General features: G+C 64.7%; 14 protein-coding genes and 1 pseudogene. 5 read left to right on the top strand and 10 right to left on the bottom strand.

What is annotated here, in order from left to right:
- Nucleotide 1 precedes the first annotated feature (1 nt).
- The gene (locus tag Lysil_RS02590) at nt 2-1,069 is read right to left on the bottom strand and encodes an MBL fold metallo-hydrolase (protein ID WP_103074007.1); all 1,068 of its coding nucleotides are present in this window, start codon (nt 1,067-1,069) and stop codon (nt 2-4) included.
- A gap of 118 nt (nt 1,070-1,187) precedes the next feature.
- Here Lysil_RS02590 and speA point away from each other — a divergent pair, with 118 nt between their 5' ends.
- A complete protein-coding gene (speA, locus tag Lysil_RS02595; RefSeq protein ID WP_103074008.1) occupies nt 1,188-3,077 on the top strand; it encodes an arginine decarboxylase in 1,890 nt (629 codons plus the stop codon).
- Here speA and Lysil_RS02600 read toward each other — a convergent pair.
- Both Lysil_RS02600 and Lysil_RS02605 read right to left on the bottom strand, forming a co-directional pair.
- The gene (locus Lysil_RS02600) at nt 3,047-3,697 is read right to left on the bottom strand and encodes an ATPase (RefSeq protein WP_103074009.1); all 651 of its coding nucleotides are present in this window, start codon (nt 3,695-3,697) and stop codon (nt 3,047-3,049) included. The genes speA and Lysil_RS02600 overlap by 31 nt on opposite strands.
- Nucleotides 3,698-3,703: 6 nt before the next feature.
- Nucleotides 3,704-4,060, bottom strand: coding sequence for a type II toxin-antitoxin system Phd/YefM family antitoxin (locus tag Lysil_RS02605; RefSeq protein ID WP_103074010.1), 357 nt, complete (start codon nt 4,058-4,060; stop codon nt 3,704-3,706).
- 101 nt (nt 4,061-4,161) lie between these two features.
- On the opposite strand from Lysil_RS02605, the gene Lysil_RS02610 reads away from it, so the two are divergent.
- Entirely contained in the window at nt 4,162-5,271 is a 1,110-nt protein-coding gene (locus Lysil_RS02610; protein WP_103074011.1) for an acyltransferase family protein, read from the top strand.
- A 486-nt stretch (nt 5,272-5,757) separates the two neighbouring features.
- On the top strand, nt 5,758-7,683 hold the full coding sequence (locus tag Lysil_RS02615) for a DUF11 domain-containing protein (RefSeq protein ID WP_165782361.1): 1,926 nt from the start codon (nt 5,758-5,760) through the stop codon (nt 7,681-7,683).
- A 1-nt stretch (nt 7,684) separates the two neighbouring features.
- Here Lysil_RS02615 and Lysil_RS02620 read toward each other — a convergent pair whose 3' ends face one another.
- From Lysil_RS02620 to radC, 7 genes are all read right to left on the bottom strand, one after another.
- Nucleotides 7,685-8,176: a DMT family transporter gene (locus Lysil_RS02620; protein WP_103074013.1), complete on the bottom strand. Its 492-nt coding sequence runs from the start codon at nt 8,174-8,176 to the stop codon at nt 7,685-7,687.
- A complete protein-coding gene (locus Lysil_RS02625) occupies nt 8,173-8,931 on the bottom strand; it encodes an SDR family NAD(P)-dependent oxidoreductase (RefSeq protein WP_103074014.1) in 759 nt (252 codons plus the stop codon). The genes Lysil_RS02620 and Lysil_RS02625 overlap by 4 nt, the downstream gene beginning before the upstream one ends.
- A gap of 51 nt (nt 8,932-8,982) precedes the next feature.
- On the bottom strand, nt 8,983-9,561 hold the full coding sequence (locus Lysil_RS02630; protein WP_103074015.1) for a methyltransferase family protein: 579 nt from the start codon (nt 9,559-9,561) through the stop codon (nt 8,983-8,985).
- A complete protein-coding gene (locus Lysil_RS02635; RefSeq protein ID WP_103074016.1) occupies nt 9,558-9,926 on the bottom strand; it encodes a hypothetical protein in 369 nt (122 codons plus the stop codon). Before Lysil_RS02635 ends, Lysil_RS02630 begins: the two co-directional genes overlap by 4 nt.
- 92 nt (nt 9,927-10,018) lie before the next feature.
- Nucleotides 10,019-10,888 carry an SPOR domain-containing protein gene (locus Lysil_RS02640; RefSeq protein WP_103074017.1) on the bottom strand — a complete coding sequence of 290 codons (870 nt, stop codon included), beginning with the start codon at nt 10,886-10,888 and terminating at the stop codon, nt 10,019-10,021.
- On the bottom strand, nt 10,889-12,577 hold the full coding sequence (gene argS / locus Lysil_RS02645) for an arginine--tRNA ligase (RefSeq protein ID WP_103074018.1): 1,689 nt from the start codon (nt 12,575-12,577) through the stop codon (nt 10,889-10,891).
- Between the two features lie 58 nt (nt 12,578-12,635).
- Nucleotides 12,636-13,310, bottom strand: coding sequence for a RadC family protein (gene radC / locus Lysil_RS02650; RefSeq protein WP_103074019.1), 675 nt, complete (start codon nt 13,308-13,310; stop codon nt 12,636-12,638).
- 117 nt (nt 13,311-13,427) lie between these two features.
- On the opposite strand from radC, the pseudogene coaBC reads away from it, so the two are divergent.
- Nucleotides 13,428-14,641: pseudogene (coaBC, locus tag Lysil_RS02655) on the top strand (bifunctional phosphopantothenoylcysteine decarboxylase/phosphopantothenate--cysteine ligase CoaBC).
- The gene (gene dut, locus Lysil_RS02660) at nt 14,638-15,096 is read left to right on the top strand and encodes a dUTP diphosphatase (RefSeq protein WP_103074020.1); all 459 of its coding nucleotides are present in this window, start codon (nt 14,638-14,640) and stop codon (nt 15,094-15,096) included. Before coaBC ends, dut begins: the two are co-directional and overlap by 4 nt.
- Nucleotides 15,097-15,119: the final 23 nt, after the last annotated feature.

A 15,119-nucleotide genomic window follows, 5' to 3' on the forward strand; every position in this document is an offset into this window, starting at 1 on the left:
TTTACCGGGCTGGAGCGGTCGGCGTGATGACAGGCCCATCCACCCCGCGCCACCACGCTTCGGCCGGTGGCGGATCGCCGATATCGATGCGCTGGCCGATGCGCGGCGTGGCGAGGCGCAGGCCGCGTTCGCGTGCCAGTGCGGTCACGCGTTCGAAGGGATCGAACCACGCATGCATCGACAGGTCGAAGGTGCCGTTGTGGATCGGCAGCATCACGTTCGCACCGAGATCGACATGCGCCTGCACGCTCTGTTCCGGCGCCATGTGCACATAGGGCCACGCCGCGTTGTAGGCGCCGTCTTCCATCAGGCTGAGGTCGAACGGCCCGTAGCGCCGGCCGATTTCGCGGAAACCGTCGAAGTAGCCGCCATCGCCACTGAAGAAGATCTTGCGATCGCCATGCGCGATCACCCACGAACACCACAGCGTCGAATTGCCATCGCGCAATCCGCGTCCGGAAAAATGCTGCGCCGGCGTGCAGGCGAGGCGGACATCGCCCACCGCTGTTTCCTGCCACCAGTCGAATTCGTGCACTTTCGCCGCAGGCACGCCCCATTCGATCAAGCGTTGGCCGACCCCGAGCGTGGTGATGAAATCCTGCACCTTCGGCGCGAGTTTGCGGATCGCGGCCTTGTCGAGGTGATCGTAGTGATCATGCGAGAGGATCACCGCGCGGATCGGCGGCAGGTCCTTGATCGCAATTGGTGGCGCATGGAAACGGCGTGGCCCGAACCACTGCACCGGCGAGGCGCGCTTGCTGAACACCGGATCGGTGAGGAAGAACGCACCGCCCAGCTTCATCAGCACGGTCGAGTGCCCCAAGCGCCACAGGCTGTGATCGGGCGCGGCGTCAAGATCGGCGCGGGTGATCGCCTGCACCGGGATGCTCCCGTGCGGCACGGTGTCCTTCGGCTTGTTGAAGAAGAAGTCCCACAGCGTGGTGCGGTTTTCGCGATTGATCGTCGGCGGCGCAGGCACTTTGTTGCGGAAACGGCCGTTTGACCACTGGGGCGAAGTCTCGCGGGCGGCGGCGGGGGACGGCGGAAAACCCGAGGTTGGTTGGTCCATGCAGCCAATATGGGCACTGTCGGCGTCGTTGCAATGACCGCCGCAACACCGTTGTGGCGGCGTTTTGCCGGGCTCCGACTACACTATCCGCCCGTTTTCCCCGTCCGGCCTGCCTGAAATGACCTGGTCCCTCGACCTCGCCCGCAAGACCTATTCGATCCCGCACTGGTCGGACGGCTATTTCGACGTCGATGCGCAGGGCCGGATCGTGGTGCGGCCCAAGGGCGCCGGCGGTCCGCAAGCCGCGCTGTCCGAGGTGGTCGATCGCGCGCTCGCCAACGGCGCGCACCTGCCGCTGCTGGTGCGTTTCCCCGACATCCTCGGCGATCGCCTCGGCAAGTTGCAGGGGGCGTTCGCGCAGGCTCAGACGGATTGGGATTACCGCGGCGGTTACACCGCGGTGTACCCGATCAAAGTCAATCAGCATGCGGGTGTCGCCGGCACGCTGGCCTCGCACGCGGGCGAAGGTTTCGGGCTGGAAGCCGGCAGCAAGCCGGAACTGATGGCGGTGCTGGCGTTGTCGCGTCCGGGTGGCGTGATCGTCTGCAACGGGTACAAGGATCGCGAATACATCCGTCTCGCGCTGATCGGTCGCAAGCTCGGGCTGCAGACCTTCATCGTCATCGAGAAGCCCTCCGAGCTGAAGTTGGTGCTGGAGGAATCGCAGGCGCTGGGCGTGACGCCGGGCCTCGGCGTGCGCATGCGGTTGGCGTCGCTGGGCGCCGGCAAGTGGCAGAACTCCGGTGGCGACAAGGCCAAGTTCGGCTTGAACCCGCGCCAGGTCCTCGACCTGTGGAAGCAGCTGCGCGATGCCGGCATCGGCGATTGCCTGCAGCTGCTGCACTTCCACATGGGCTCGCAGATTTCCAACGTCCGTGACATCGCCAACGGCATGCGCGAAGCGACGCGCTATTTCGTCGAACTGTCGAAGCTGGGCGCCAAGATCGATTACGTCGATGTCGGTGGCGGCCTCGGCGTCGATTACGAAGGCACGCGTTCGCGCAGCTACAACTCGGTCAACTACGGCCTGCATCATTACGCATCGAGCATCGTGCAGCCGCTGGCGCAGGCCTGCGAACAGAACGACCTGCCGCAGCCGCGCATCATCACCGAATGCGGCCGCGCGATGACCGCGCACCACGCGGTGCTGGTGGCGAACGTCTCGGAAGTGGAGCAGGCGCCGGAAGGCCGGGTGCCGCCGCAGAACGACGACGAATCGCAGCCGGTGCGCGACCTGCGCGATCTGCATGGCGAACTGGCGACGCGGCCGGCGGTGGAAGTGTTCCACGAGGCCGCGCAATCGCATGCCGAAGGTTTGAGCCTGTACGCACTCGGGCAAATCGATCTGGTCCAGCGCGCACGCATCGATGATCTGTTCTACGCCATCGCACATGCAGTGAAATCGCGCCTGACCTATGACGAAAAGAGCCATCGCGACCTGCTCGATGAACTCAATGAGCGTCTGGTCGACAAGTATTTCGTCAACTTCAGCGTGTTCGAATCGATGCCGGACGTGTGGGCGATCGATCAGGTGTTCCCGATCGCGCCGATCGAGCGTCTCGACGAAGCGCCGCTGCGCCGCGGCGTGATCTGCGACCTCACCTGTGATTCCGATGGCAAGATCGACACCTATGTCGAGAACGAAGATCTCGACAGTTCGCTGCCGCTGCACGAACTGAGGTCGGGCGAGTCATACCGGCTCGGCTTCTTCCTGATCGGCGCCTACCAGGAAATCCTCGGCGACATCCACAATCTGTTCGGCGATACCGACGCGGTGGAAGTGCGCGTCAATGGTGGCGATTGCGTAATCACCCAGCAACGTCGCGGCGACACCACCGATGTCATGCTCGACTACGTCGGCTACAAGCTCGATGACCTGCGTCGCGTCTATCGCGCGCGCGTCGAAGCCGCCGACCTGTCGCCGGGCGAAGCCGAACGCCTCCAGCACGCGTTGGAATCCGGGCTCACCGCCTACACCTATCTGGACGACGCGCCGCTTTCGACCTGAGACAGCGCCGTTTCCAGGATCGGTTTTGCCCAGTCGGGGGTGTCGCGCAGGGCGCGTGCATGCGTCGGCCAAGTGATGCGGCCATGCTCCATCTGCAGCAGCAGGCGCGGGTCCGCGACGGGCGATCCTGGTGCGGCATCGGTGCTGTTGTCGTAGACCTGCAATTGCGCCAACTGCGGCAATAGCGCAGTCAGATTCGCGATGGATGAGACATAGCGTTCGCGGATTTTTGTCTCGGGAATGTCATGGCCGCCACGGCTTACACGCAGGCGCACGCGTTCGACGTGGTGTTCTGGCGAATCCAGTCCGCAGAACCACATCAACACGTCATGGGTCGCCGAGGCTTCACGCAGTTTGCGCGCGATGGTATTGCCGCCCAATGTGGTTTCAAAAGCGTAGCTCGTGCCATTGGCGATGGCTGCGTCCAGCTGCCGCACACCCTCGTGCCACGCCGCTGCATTGGCGTCTTCCGGTGGACTTCCAGTGGCTTCGCGCAAGTCTCGCGCAAACGTATCGGGGTTGAACCATTCGATGCCGATTTGGCGCAGTGCGTGACCGCCCAGAGAACTCTTGCCGGCGCCATTGACGCCTGCCAGCACATACAGGAACGGACGTGCCATTTTCGATCAGTGCCCTTCGCCGGCAATCACCTGGCCATCGAGTTTCAGTGTCCGACGCAGGATCGTGCGGATCTTTTCGCGCGCTTCCGGGGTTTGCAGGACTTTCAGGCGCTCGTCGTACTTGCGGCGCAGGTTATCCAGCATCGCCTCGTCGCGTGCGGACATCTCGCGCAAGACTTCCAGAATGGCGGCGTACTCCTCCACCGGCAGGATCACCGCCTCGGGCTCGTCGTGGTTGGTGACCAGCACCTGGCCGTTGCGGGCCATGGCCTTCATCATCCCGCGCCAGCCCAGCTTCTTCACGTCCGAAGCCGGCGTGCGCGGCAGGGACTCCAGCGACTTCAGGGCAAGGGCGGCAGACATGGCGGCATTCCAGCGAGGGAAAGGTCCAATATACCCTTTTTGGACAATTTTGCCTGAATGTCCCAATATGGATGCCCCATGACTTCCCACGGTGGCTTCGCATGACGCGGATGCCCGGGCTCGACCTGCTGCGTGCCATCGCCATCGTCTGGGTGATGCTGTTCCACAGTTTCATCGTCGGTGGACTCGGCGACGACTGGAGCTGGCTGTCGAAATACGGATGGATGGGCGTCGACATCTTCTTCGTGCTCAGTGGCTACCTGATCGGCAGCCAAGTGCTGCAGCGGTTGCGCGATCACGGCCGGCTCGGCTTCGGCGATTTCTACCTGCGCCGTGCCTTCCGCATCCTGCCGGCGTTCTGGGTGGTGCTGGCGATCTACGTGCTGTTGCCGTCGTGGCGCGAAGTGGACGGCATGGAGCCATGGTGGAAATTCGCGGCGTTCATCTACAACCTCGACGTCGATTACAACGCGCATGCGGCGTTCTCGCACGCGTGGTCGCTGTGCGTGGAAGAACATTTCTACCTGCTGTTCCCGTTGCTGGCGATGGGGCTGTTCCGGCGGAATTCCACCTTGCTGGTGATCGCGACGATCGCCTTCGTGCTGCTGGGTGGGATCGCCCTGCGCAGCGCGATCTGGCTGCACGACGATGCATTGAAGCCGGATCGCAACTGGTTCATCGAAGATCTCTACTACCCGACGTGGTGCCGCCTCGATGGCTTGCTGGTCGGCGTCGCACTGGCCGCGATGAAGGTGTTTCGGCCGCAGTGGTGGTTGCGCCTGCGTTCGCAGGCGAATGTCGCGTTGCTGATCGGACTCGTCGGCGTCGTGGTGTCGTTCTGGCTGCACGCGCAACGTGACGGCTTGCTCGCCAACAGCATCGGTTGGCCGCTGTTGGCGCTGTCGTTCGGATTGCTGGTATTCGCAGCCGCCGAACGCGACAGCTGGATCGGTCGTTGGCACGCACCGGGTGCCGGTTGGATCGCGGCGATCTCCTACAGCCTGTATCTCAGCCACAAGCTGGTGATGCACGGTGTCAGCGTGATGATCGACGGTCGCGTGCATGGCTTCGCGGCGTTCATGTTGTACGCGCTGGCCATTCTCGCGGCGGGGGCGTTGTTGCATGTCGCGGCCGAACGGCCGGGATTGCGGCTGCGCGAATTCATGTTGATGAAACTGCGAACGACGCCCGAATTCCGAATGATTCAGTGACGACAGTCGTGATGAATCCATCACGATCGCGAAAATCCCGTACCTATACTCCCGCCCGAGCAAAGTCGTGGATAGGACAGGTCCGGGGGGATCGCAATGGAATGGATGAGTGCGGCGCGAATTTCCCTGCGCCGGATGATGCAGCGTGGAATGTATGCGGCAGCGCTGATCGCGATATCCGCGCCCGTGACTGCGCAAGTACAGCGCAGCATCATCAATCCGTCGTTCGAGTTTCCGGACCTTGGAAGCGGAAGCCCCGGATGCCGTGTCTATATCGACTCGTCAAGAGTGCCTGGGTGGTCGACAACGCACCCAGCCAGCACGGAGGGGACAGGCTCGGAGGCATGTTCCGCCACCGGTGGTTTTGCTGGCTGGCCCAGATCCAACGTGCCGATCATCGAATTGTGGAAAACGCCAAGAAGCGCTGGTTCAGGCGGCACGGTCATTGCCCCGGCTGGCTCACAGATTGCCGAATTGAATGCAGCGGTGGCTTCACGCCTGTACCAGAACGTCTGCCTGATCCAGGGCGAAAGTTTCAACTGGCAGTTCAGTCATCGTGGCCGCAACAAGGACGCTCCGACGCCGGGCGCATATGACGTCGCCACGTTCGAGGTCGGCGCATCGACACCGATTGCCACGGTATCGACCGACAACACCGGTGGTACCGCACCTCCGATAGCAGGTGCAGGCGAAGGACCGATCAGTGCGAACACTGTCGCGACATGGGCGAACTACAGCGGGACTTACGCGTATTCCGGTGCCACGGGATCGACACTGATTGGATTCCGCGCGGTCAGCACCGCCAGTGGTGACCCAGCTTTGGGTAATTTCCTCGACAACATCCAGATCAAGCTGGCGCCGTTCGTCGAGTTCGTGCAGTCGTCGAGTTCCGGACTGGAAGCGGCGGGCAACAACCTGCCGCAGATCCGCGTCAACGGCTGGGTGCCCTCGTCGATGACGATCACCGTGCTGATCACCGGCGGCACGGCCAAGGGACCGGGGGCCGCAGCGGGAATTCCGGCCGACTTCAGTACGCCGGGAAACAGCAGCACGTTGACCATCACCGTCCCGGCAGGAACCTACGACGGGACCAGCGCCGGCAGTATTTTCACCGTGCCCGTCACCATCATCGACAACATCATTCCCCAGCCGAATCGCACCATCCAGTTCCAGGTGCAAGCATCCGCAGCTTCGCCGAAGGCCTATCTGCTCAGTTCCAGCAACACATGCGGCGCGGCCGCCCAGGCGACCAGTACCTACACCATCATCGACGATGATGCCGGCGTGGCCGTGACCAAGAACGTGACCTCGAAGACACCGGTCGCCGGCAACCCGAGCCAGTTCGATATCGTTTATACCGTCACGGTGAAGAACACCAGCGCACTCGTCGCTGCATCGTATTCGCTCTCCGATACCCCGCAATTCGATTCCGACGTCAGCATCGTCAGTGCCTCCTTCACCAAAAACGGAGGAGCAAGCACGACATTGTCAGGCGCGACACCTTGGGCCCTGCAAGGGCAATGGGGCAGCCTCGCGGGCGGCGCCACCGACAGCTACCTGGTGACCATCCGCGGCCAGGTGGCACGCAGCGGCAGCACGGCAAACGATGCCTGCACCACGCCGGGCAGCAGTGGCAATGGTTTGCAGAACAGCGTGTCCGCAACCTACAAGGCGACGGTTGGGCCGAATCCGACCGTGAGCGGAGACGCTTGCAGCAACACGCCAACACCGGCCTGGGTGGAACTGAAGAAAACCCTGAACGGACGCACGGTGGCAGGCGATCAGGCGCAAGTACGCATCTATGCCGGCGGTATCCCGTCGACATCGGCCACCACCAGTGGTGCCACCGATCCCACCGCGGCGACGACCGGCGCGACGGTGCTTGCATCGGGTACTGCAGTGGAATTGCGCGAGACGATTCGCCGCAGTGGCGCCGACACCGCGCCATCGGCAGGGTATGCGACGTCGATGAGTTGCAGCAACGCGACTGCAGGATCGACCACGGTACTGCCAAGCGGCAGTGGCAGCGCATCAGGCACCGAACAAGCGTGGAGCGGCATCGCGCTGGCGGCGGGCGACGACATCACCTGCACCATCACCAATACGCCGAACCAGGTCGATCTCTCCATCACCAAGAGCAATGGCACGACGACTGTGGTGTCCGGCACCACTACGACCTACACCATCGTGGTCAGCAATGCCGGGCCAGCGGCCGTGACCGGCGCGACGGTGAAGGACACACCCGTCAGTGGCTTGACCTGTCCGCCGGCCAACGTCGTAACTTGCACGGGGACGGGCTGTCCGGCAGGACCGATCACCACCAGCAATTTGACGACCGGATCGGGCGTCACGATGGGCACGATGGCAGCGGCGACATCCGCGACGTTCACCGTGACCTGCAACGTGCAGTGATTCAGCGCTTCTGAAGCACCGCGGCCTGCGTCGGCGCCGACCGCCACGGCGCTGCCACCAGGATCACGCCCGCCAGCACCAGCAACGCGCCAGCAATCCGTACTGCATCAACCGTGCGCGGTGCGCTTTGCAACACGCCGAACTTGTCGAGCAACAGCGCCGCAACGACTTGCCCGAAGATGACGAGGCACATCACCGTCGCCGGGCCGAGGCGCGGCATCAGGAGGGTGACGATGGCGACGTAGACCGCGCCGAGCAGTCCGCCCGCCCAGATCCACATCGGCATGGTTGCGGCATCACCAATTCCGATGCGCTGGCGCGCGATGACGAGATAGATGCCGAGTGCGAGGGTGCCGATGAGGAACGACACGAATGCGGCGACGATCGGGCCGCCAATCTGCGTGCCCAATCGTGCGTTGACCAGTCCCTGCAGCGGCAACATCATGCCGATCAGGGCGGCGAGTCCCATCATCCACCACGCATTGCCGCTCATGTCTTGTCCTCGCGATGGAGTTGGAAGCCGGCGAAACTCTGGCTGGTCGGCATCACTTCCAGTCGGTTGATGTTGAGATGCGGCGGCAGGTTGGCGATCCACCACGTCGCGTCGGCGATGTCATCGCCAGTGATGGGATGCGTGCCGCGGTAAAGATCGTCCGATGCCTGCTGGTTGCCGCTGGTGCGCACCAGGGTGAATTCGGTTTCGGCGAGGCCGGGTTCGATGCTGGTCACGCGCACGCCGCTGCCGTGCAGGTCGCTGCGCAGGCCGAGCGAAAACTGGCTGACGAAGGCCTTGGTGGCGCCGTAGACATTGCCGCCGGTATAGGGATACGTGGCCGCGATCGAACTGATGTTGATGATGGCGCCGCGCGTTTCGATCAATCGCGGCAACAACGCGTGTGTCAGATTCACGAGGCCGAGTGTGTTGGTTTCGATCATCTGTCGCCATTGGTTGGTGTCGGCCTTCTGCGCCGGCGCGGTGCCGAGCGCGAGTCCGGCGTTGTTCACCAGCAGGTCGATGCTGCGGAACGTGTCCGGCAACGCGGCGATCGCGGCATCGATGGCGGCGCTGTCGCGGATGTCGAAGCAGAGTGGATGGACGGCATCGCCGAGTTCATCACGCAGGGCCTGCAGGCGATCCATGCGCCGTCCAGTCGCGACCACGCGCCAGCCGCCTTGCACAAAGCGCGTGGCGATGGCACGGCCGAAGCCGGAGGTGGCGCCGGTGACGAAAGCGATCTTGTTCGACATGGGATGCAGTGCGGGTGGGGAACCGCGATTGTGCCGCAGCGTGGTGACGATTCACCAGACGAATGGAATCAACCGCTTCGTCGTGCGGGCGTATTCGGGGTAGTCCTTCGGGAATGCCAGGGACAACACCGATTCCTCGATGCGGATGCGATGCAGGAACGCCAGCGTCGGCACCACGATCAGCAGCAGCAGCGACACCCAGCTGCCGAGCACCAGTCCGGTGCCGTAGAAGCACATCAGCGCGCCGGTATAGGAGGGATGACGCAGCAACGCATACGGGCCGCTGCGGATCAGGCGGTGATCGTCGCGAATCGCGACATCGACGGTGAATTGCCGCGCCAGCACGCGGATCGACCATGCCCGCAACATTAATCCGCCAATCAGCAGGATCAAGCCCAGCCACGCCAGCGATGCGCGCAACACGACGGGTACCGGCATCCAGCCGCTGACTGCGGCGTAGATGGCCAGCGCGATCGAACTCCACAGCGCGATGCTGAGCACGCGCAACGAGCCGTGGTCGCGCGACTGGCCCGCCGGCGCGCGGCGCGTCAGTGCCAGCACCAACTCGCCGAGTCCCCACAGGATCACGACATCGCGAATCAACCAGGCGGACGGTGGTTGCAGGCTCATGTCGTCTTCTTTCTGGCGCGGGGTTTGGTGGGGGCGGGCTTGGGCACGGCATCGGGCGCTGTCGCGGCAGGCGTGCGCTTGCGATGCACCGATGCGGTCTTGCCGCTGGTGCGCGATTTGGTGGCGCGATGTTTGCGCAGCATGTCCTCGGCCAAGACGATGTCCTCGCTGAGGATGCCGGCGGCCTTGGCGATGGCAATGCGCGCTGCCGCCTTGTTCTCGTCGGGATTGGCCAGCAGCAGTTCGCGGATGGCCTCGCGCAGGGCCTTTTCCGCGTTGTTCTGCAGATGCACGTTTTCGCCACGGCGTAGCAGCGCCATCAATGCGTCGACGACGGGTTTGATCAGTGCGGCTTCTATGGACATGAATCGGCGGCCATGGCGATGCCCGGTTTGCGGGAATCGCCAGTGTGCCGCGATTGCATCTCAGGCGCTGCGAACGCCCGGATTCGCTGTGTTCAGCGTGCCTTGACCGCGACCGCCGCCAGTCCGCCACCGGACAGTTTCGATTTGGCACCGGCCAGATCACCGGCGCTGGCATACGGCCCCATGCGCACGCGATAGACCGTCTTGCCACCGACGTCCGCCGATTCCACCCGTGCGTTCAGTCCGAGCAGGGCGATCTTCGCTTTCACCGCTTCGGCCTGGCCGGCATCGCCGAACGCACCGGCCTGCAACAGGTAGGGCGTTTCGCTGGTGGCGGGCACGGGCTTGGAGATCGGCACGCTGGCGCCATCTGCAGCCTTGGCATGCGCGATCGTGACGGGAGCGGGGGTGTCGTCGTCGCTGTTCGCCTTCGCAGGTGCAGCCGAATGCGGCGTCGCCTGCGCTTTCGGCGCATCGGCCTTGGCGACCTGTTGCGCGGAGTCGATCGGCTGCGGCAACGCATTCGCGTTGGTGCTCGCCGCGGCATCGGTGGTCTTGGCGGCAGCGGCCTTGCGCTTGGCTTCGGCCTGCGCCATCGCCGCGAGCTGCGCGTCGGAGAGGCGTACTTCGTTCTTGGGCAGCACGTCGTAGAAGGAATAATCCTCGCCGGCGGCGGCCTTGCCATCGGCGGGCTTGGTTGCAGCTTCGGCAGTCGCTACGGGCGTTGCCGGCGCAGGTGCGACTTCTTCCGCCGGTGTGCTCGCTTCAGCCTTGGCGTCGGGGTTGGGCGTGGGCTTGAAGAAGCTGTCGCCCCCCTTTGATTTCATCAGCCGCGGCGCAGCGATCACCACTACCAGCGTCAGCAGCACGCCGATCACCAGCCAGGCCCAGCCCGGCATTCCCGATCCACTACCGCCACCGCCATTGCGTCGGGCTTGCGAGCGTCCGCGTTGTTGCGCCATTTACATCGTCTCCGGGGCAGTCATGCCCAACAAATCCAGTCCATTCTTCAACACCTGCGCGGTCGCGGTGCACACGGCCAGACGCGCATTGCGTTCGGCTTCAGCTTCCACCAGTACCGGTTGCGCGTGATAGGCGGTGTGAAATGCCGTGGCGAGATCGCGCAGGTATTGGGCGATGGCGTACGGCTCGAGATCGGCGCCGGCCTGTTCCACCACTTCCGGCCAGCGCGAGAGTTCGCGCATCAGTTCACGGCTGGACTCATCCGTGATGGCATGGAGATTCGCCAACCCGGAAGCGTTATCGACCACGTAGCCTTTTTCTTTCGCCTGCCGCAGCAGGCTGCAGACGCGGGCGTGGGCATATTGCACGTAGTAGACCGGGTTGTCGTTGGACTGCGAACGTGCGAGGTCGATGTCGAAGGTCAGTTGCGAATCGGGTTTGCGCGCGACCAGGAACCAGCGCACGCCATCGCGCCCGACCTCTTCGATCAAATCGCGTAGCGTCAGGTAGCTGCCGGCACGCTTGGACAGTTTCACTTCCTCGCCGCCACGCATCACCGTGACCATCTGGTGCAGCACGTAGTCGGGATAGCCCTTGGGGATGCCGAGGTCGAGCGCCTGCAGGCCGGCCTTGACCCGCATCAGCGAGCCGTGGTGGTCGGCGCCGAGTTCGGTCACCGCGCGCTGCCAGCCGCGCTGCCACTTGCCGAGGTGATAGGCGACGTCCGGCAGGAAGTAGGTATACGTGCCGTCGGACTTGCGCATCACGCGGTCCTTGTCGTCGCCGAAGTCGGTGGTGCGCAACCACAGCGCGCCGCCTTCCTCGTAGGTGTGGCCGGCGGCGCCGAGACGCTGCACGGTTTCCTCGACCTTGCCATCGGCGTACAGCGACGATTCCAGGAAATAGTTGTCGAACCCCACGCCGTAGGCCGCGAGGTCGGCGTTCTGTTCGCGACGCAAGGCGGCGACGGCGAACTGGCGGATGGCATCGAGGTCGGCGGGGTCGTTCTTGCCAGTGACGACATGCCCTTCGATTTCGACGCTGTCGCCGCGCAAATAGCTTTGCGCGACATCGGCGATGTAGTCGCCGTTGTAGGCATCGGCCGGCCATTCGGCATCACCGGGCTTGAAGCCCTGCGCGCGCGCCTGCACCGAGCGCGCGAGATTCTCGATCTGCACGCCGGCGTCGTTGTAGTAGAACTCGCGGATCACGTTCCAGCCGTTGGCGGCGAGCACGCGTGCGATCGAATCACCGATCGCCGCGGCGCGGCCGTGGCCGACATGGAGCGGGCCGGTCGGGTTGGCGGAGACGTATTCGACGCCGACCGTCTGCCCGGCATGGCTGGTATTGCGGCCGTAGTCGGTGCCTTGGGCGTGGACGTCACGCACCACCTGCTGCCAGGCCTGCGAGGCGAGATGGAAGTTGATGAAGCCTGGGCCGGCGATCTCGACCTTGGCGATGGCGTCGCTTTGGGGCAGCGCATCCAGCAGTTGCTGCGCCAGCGCGCGCGGGTTGCTGCGCGCCGCCTTGGCCAGCAGCATCGCGGCATTGGTGGAGAAATCGCCGTGCGCGCGCTCCTTCGGCCGTTCGATCACGAAGTCGGGGGTGGCGGTGCCGGCGGGCAGGGTGCCGGCGGCGATGAGGGCATCGATGCCCTGCGAAACGAGGGCGCGGAGCTGGGATTTCACGGAATCTTGGGTGTGCGGCGCTGGTTGGACATTGTACGGCAGCGCGCGGGCACGCCCTTCAGATCATCCCGCGCGCCGCCATCGACACCGCCGGGCCGTCGCCGACGACGAAATGGTCGAGCAGGCGGATGTCGACCAGCGCCAGCGATTGTTTCAGCCGTTGCGTCACCGCGCGATCGGCGGCGCTGGGCTCGGGATTGCCGCTGGGGTGGTTGTGGCCGACGATCACTGCGGCGGCGTTGAGCGCCAGCGCGCGCTGCACCACCTCGCGCGGGTGCACTTCCGAGCCATCGATGCTGCCGCGGAATAGTTCCTCGAAGGCGAGGCTGCGATGGCGGGTGTCGAGGAACATCGCGGCGAAGACCTCGCGGTGATGCCCGCGCAGGCGCTGGCTGAAATAGCGTGCGGCGACATCGGGATTGGCCATCGCCTCGCCGCGTTGCAGTTGCCCGGCCAGATGGCGGCTGCCGAGTTCGAGTGCGGCGGCCAGCCGGCAGGCGCGGGCCGGGCCGAGGCCGCGCAGCTTGGTCAATCCGGCGGCATCGCGATCGAGCAGGCCGCGGACGCCGCCGGTATCCGTCAGCAGGGTGCGCGCGGTCGCCACCGCATCCTGCCCACGCACGCCGGAGCCGAGGAACAGCGCCAGCAATTCGGCGTCGGAGAGGTGGGCCGCGCCGGAGCGCAGCAGTTTTTCGCGGGGACGTTCGTGTTCTGGCCAATCGCGGATGTGCATGGGTGTTCCGAAGCTTGATCTCCCACACACTCTCGCTGCCACGGCTGCAATGCGGCATCGGGGATTGGTGGTCATCGGGTAAGCTGCATGCCGGTAATCGCGTCGGAAAATGCCGTCATGGCCGCCCCTGCAGCCACCTCCGGGAACATCCTGCTGTGCGTGTGCGGCGGCATTGCCGCGTACAAGGCGGCCGAATTGGTGCGCCGCCTGCGCGACGCTGGCGCCACGGTGCAGGTGGCGATGACCGACAACGCACAACGCTTCATCACCGCGCAGACGTTCCAGGCGCTGAGCCATCGCCCGGTGCGGACGTCGCTGTGGGATGAGCATGCGGAAGCTGCGATGGGCCATCTCGAACTGGCGCGCTGGGCGCAGCGGATCGTGATCGCGCCGGCCACCGCCAACACGCTGGCGAAACTGGCGCACGGTTTCGCCGATGATCTGGTCAGCACCTTGTGCCTCGCCTCGACCGCGCCGCTGTCGGTGTGCCCGGCGATGAACCACGTGATGTGGAACCATCAGGCAACGCAGGCCAACATCGCCACCTTGCGTGCGCGCGGCGTGCAGGTGATCGGGCCGAACGACGGACCGTTGGCCGAGGGCGAAAGCGGACCGGGACGAATGAGCGAGCCTGCAGAAATCGTCGCGGCGTTGTCGGGACGTGCATCGACATGAGCACGTTGCATGGACGCCGCGTGCTGGTGAGCGCCGGCCCGACCTTCGAGGACATCGATCCGGTGCGCTTCATCGGCAATCGCAGCAGTGGGCGCATGGGTTTCGCGATTGCCGAAGCCGCGATCGCGCGTGGCGCGCAGGTGACGCTGGTGGCCGGTCCGGTGCATTTGTCGACACCGTCCGGCGTCCAGCGCATCGACGTGCGTTCCGCTGCGCAGATGCACGAGGCGGTAATGTCGGCGCTGCCGGCGGATGTCTACATCGGCACCGCGGCGGTCGCCGATTTCACCCCGCAACACGTTGCCGGCCACAAGTTGAAGAAGGTGCCGGGACAGGACACGCTGGTGTTGGAACTGGTGAAGACGCGCGACATCCTCGCCGACGTCGCCGGTGCAGAGACGCGTCCGCGACTGGTGGTGGGATTCGCCGCCGAAACCTGTGACGTCGAAACCTACGCGCGCGGCAAACTGGCCGCGAAGCGCATCGACATGATCGCTGCCAATCGCGTCGGCATCGCCGGCTGTGGTTTCGAATCCGACGACAACACGCTTGACGTGCTGTGGACGGATGGACAACGCCGCCTTGGCCCGGACAACAAGCGCGCGGTGGCCGAAGGGCTGCTCGATCTCATCGAAGAGAGAATGACGAACGCATGAATCACGTCTTGCAGATCAGGCTGCTCGATCCGCGCTTCGGCGCCGAATGGCCGTTGCCGGAATACGCCACGCCGGCCAGCGCCGCGCTCGATCTGCGCGCTGCCATCGACGCGCCGCTGACGATCCCGCCCGGACAGGCGGAACTGGTGCCGTCGGGTATCGCGATTCATCTCGCCGATCCCGGGCTGTGCGCGCTGGTACTGCCGCGTTCCGGGCTCGGCCACAAGCATGGCCTGGTGCTCGGCAATGGCACCGGATTGATCGACGCCGATTACCAAGGGCCGCTGATGATCAGCGTGTGGAATCGCGGCGGCGAGGCGTTCACGATGGCGCCGGGGGATCGCATCGCCCAACTGGTGGTGGTGCCGATCGTGCGGGTCACGCCGCAAGTGGTGGATGCATTCGAGGACAGTGCCCGCGGTGCGGGCGGATTCGGCCATACGGGCTTGCGATAAAGCCGGCCTGACAATGAGGAACG

Source organism: Solilutibacter silvestris, assembly GCF_002895945.1.
Classification (GTDB): domain Bacteria; phylum Pseudomonadota; class Gammaproteobacteria; order Xanthomonadales; family Xanthomonadaceae; genus Solilutibacter; species Solilutibacter silvestris.

Coding starts and splice junctions, on each gene's coding strand:
- Lysil_RS02590 (WP_103074007.1), bottom strand. CDS start 1,069: ATGGACCAACCAACCTCGGGTTTTCCGCCGTCCCCCGCCGCCGCCCGC.
- Lysil_RS02605 (WP_103074010.1), bottom strand. CDS start 4,060: ATGTCTGCCGCCCTTGCCCTGAAGTCGCTGGAGTCCCTGCCGCGCACG.
- Lysil_RS02640 (WP_103074017.1), bottom strand. CDS start 10,888: ATGGCGCAACAACGCGGACGCTCGCAAGCCCGACGCAATGGCGGTGGC.
- Lysil_RS02620 (WP_103074013.1), bottom strand. CDS start 8,176: ATGAGCGGCAATGCGTGGTGGATGATGGGACTCGCCGCCCTGATCGGC.
- Lysil_RS02635 (WP_103074016.1), bottom strand. CDS start 9,926: ATGTCCATAGAAGCCGCACTGATCAAACCCGTCGTCGACGCATTGATG.
- speA (WP_103074008.1), top strand. CDS start 1,188: ATGACCTGGTCCCTCGACCTCGCCCGCAAGACCTATTCGATCCCGCAC.
- Lysil_RS02600 (WP_103074009.1), bottom strand. CDS start 3,697: ATGGCACGTCCGTTCCTGTATGTGCTGGCAGGCGTCAATGGCGCCGGC.
- Lysil_RS02610 (WP_103074011.1), top strand. CDS start 4,162: ATGACGCGGATGCCCGGGCTCGACCTGCTGCGTGCCATCGCCATCGTC.
- radC (WP_103074019.1), bottom strand. CDS start 13,310: ATGCACATCCGCGATTGGCCAGAACACGAACGTCCCCGCGAAAAACTG.
- Lysil_RS02625 (WP_103074014.1), bottom strand. CDS start 8,931: ATGTCGAACAAGATCGCTTTCGTCACCGGCGCCACCTCCGGCTTCGGC.
- Lysil_RS02630 (WP_103074015.1), bottom strand. CDS start 9,561: ATGAGCCTGCAACCACCGTCCGCCTGGTTGATTCGCGATGTCGTGATC.
- dut (WP_103074020.1), top strand. CDS start 14,638: ATGAATCACGTCTTGCAGATCAGGCTGCTCGATCCGCGCTTCGGCGCC.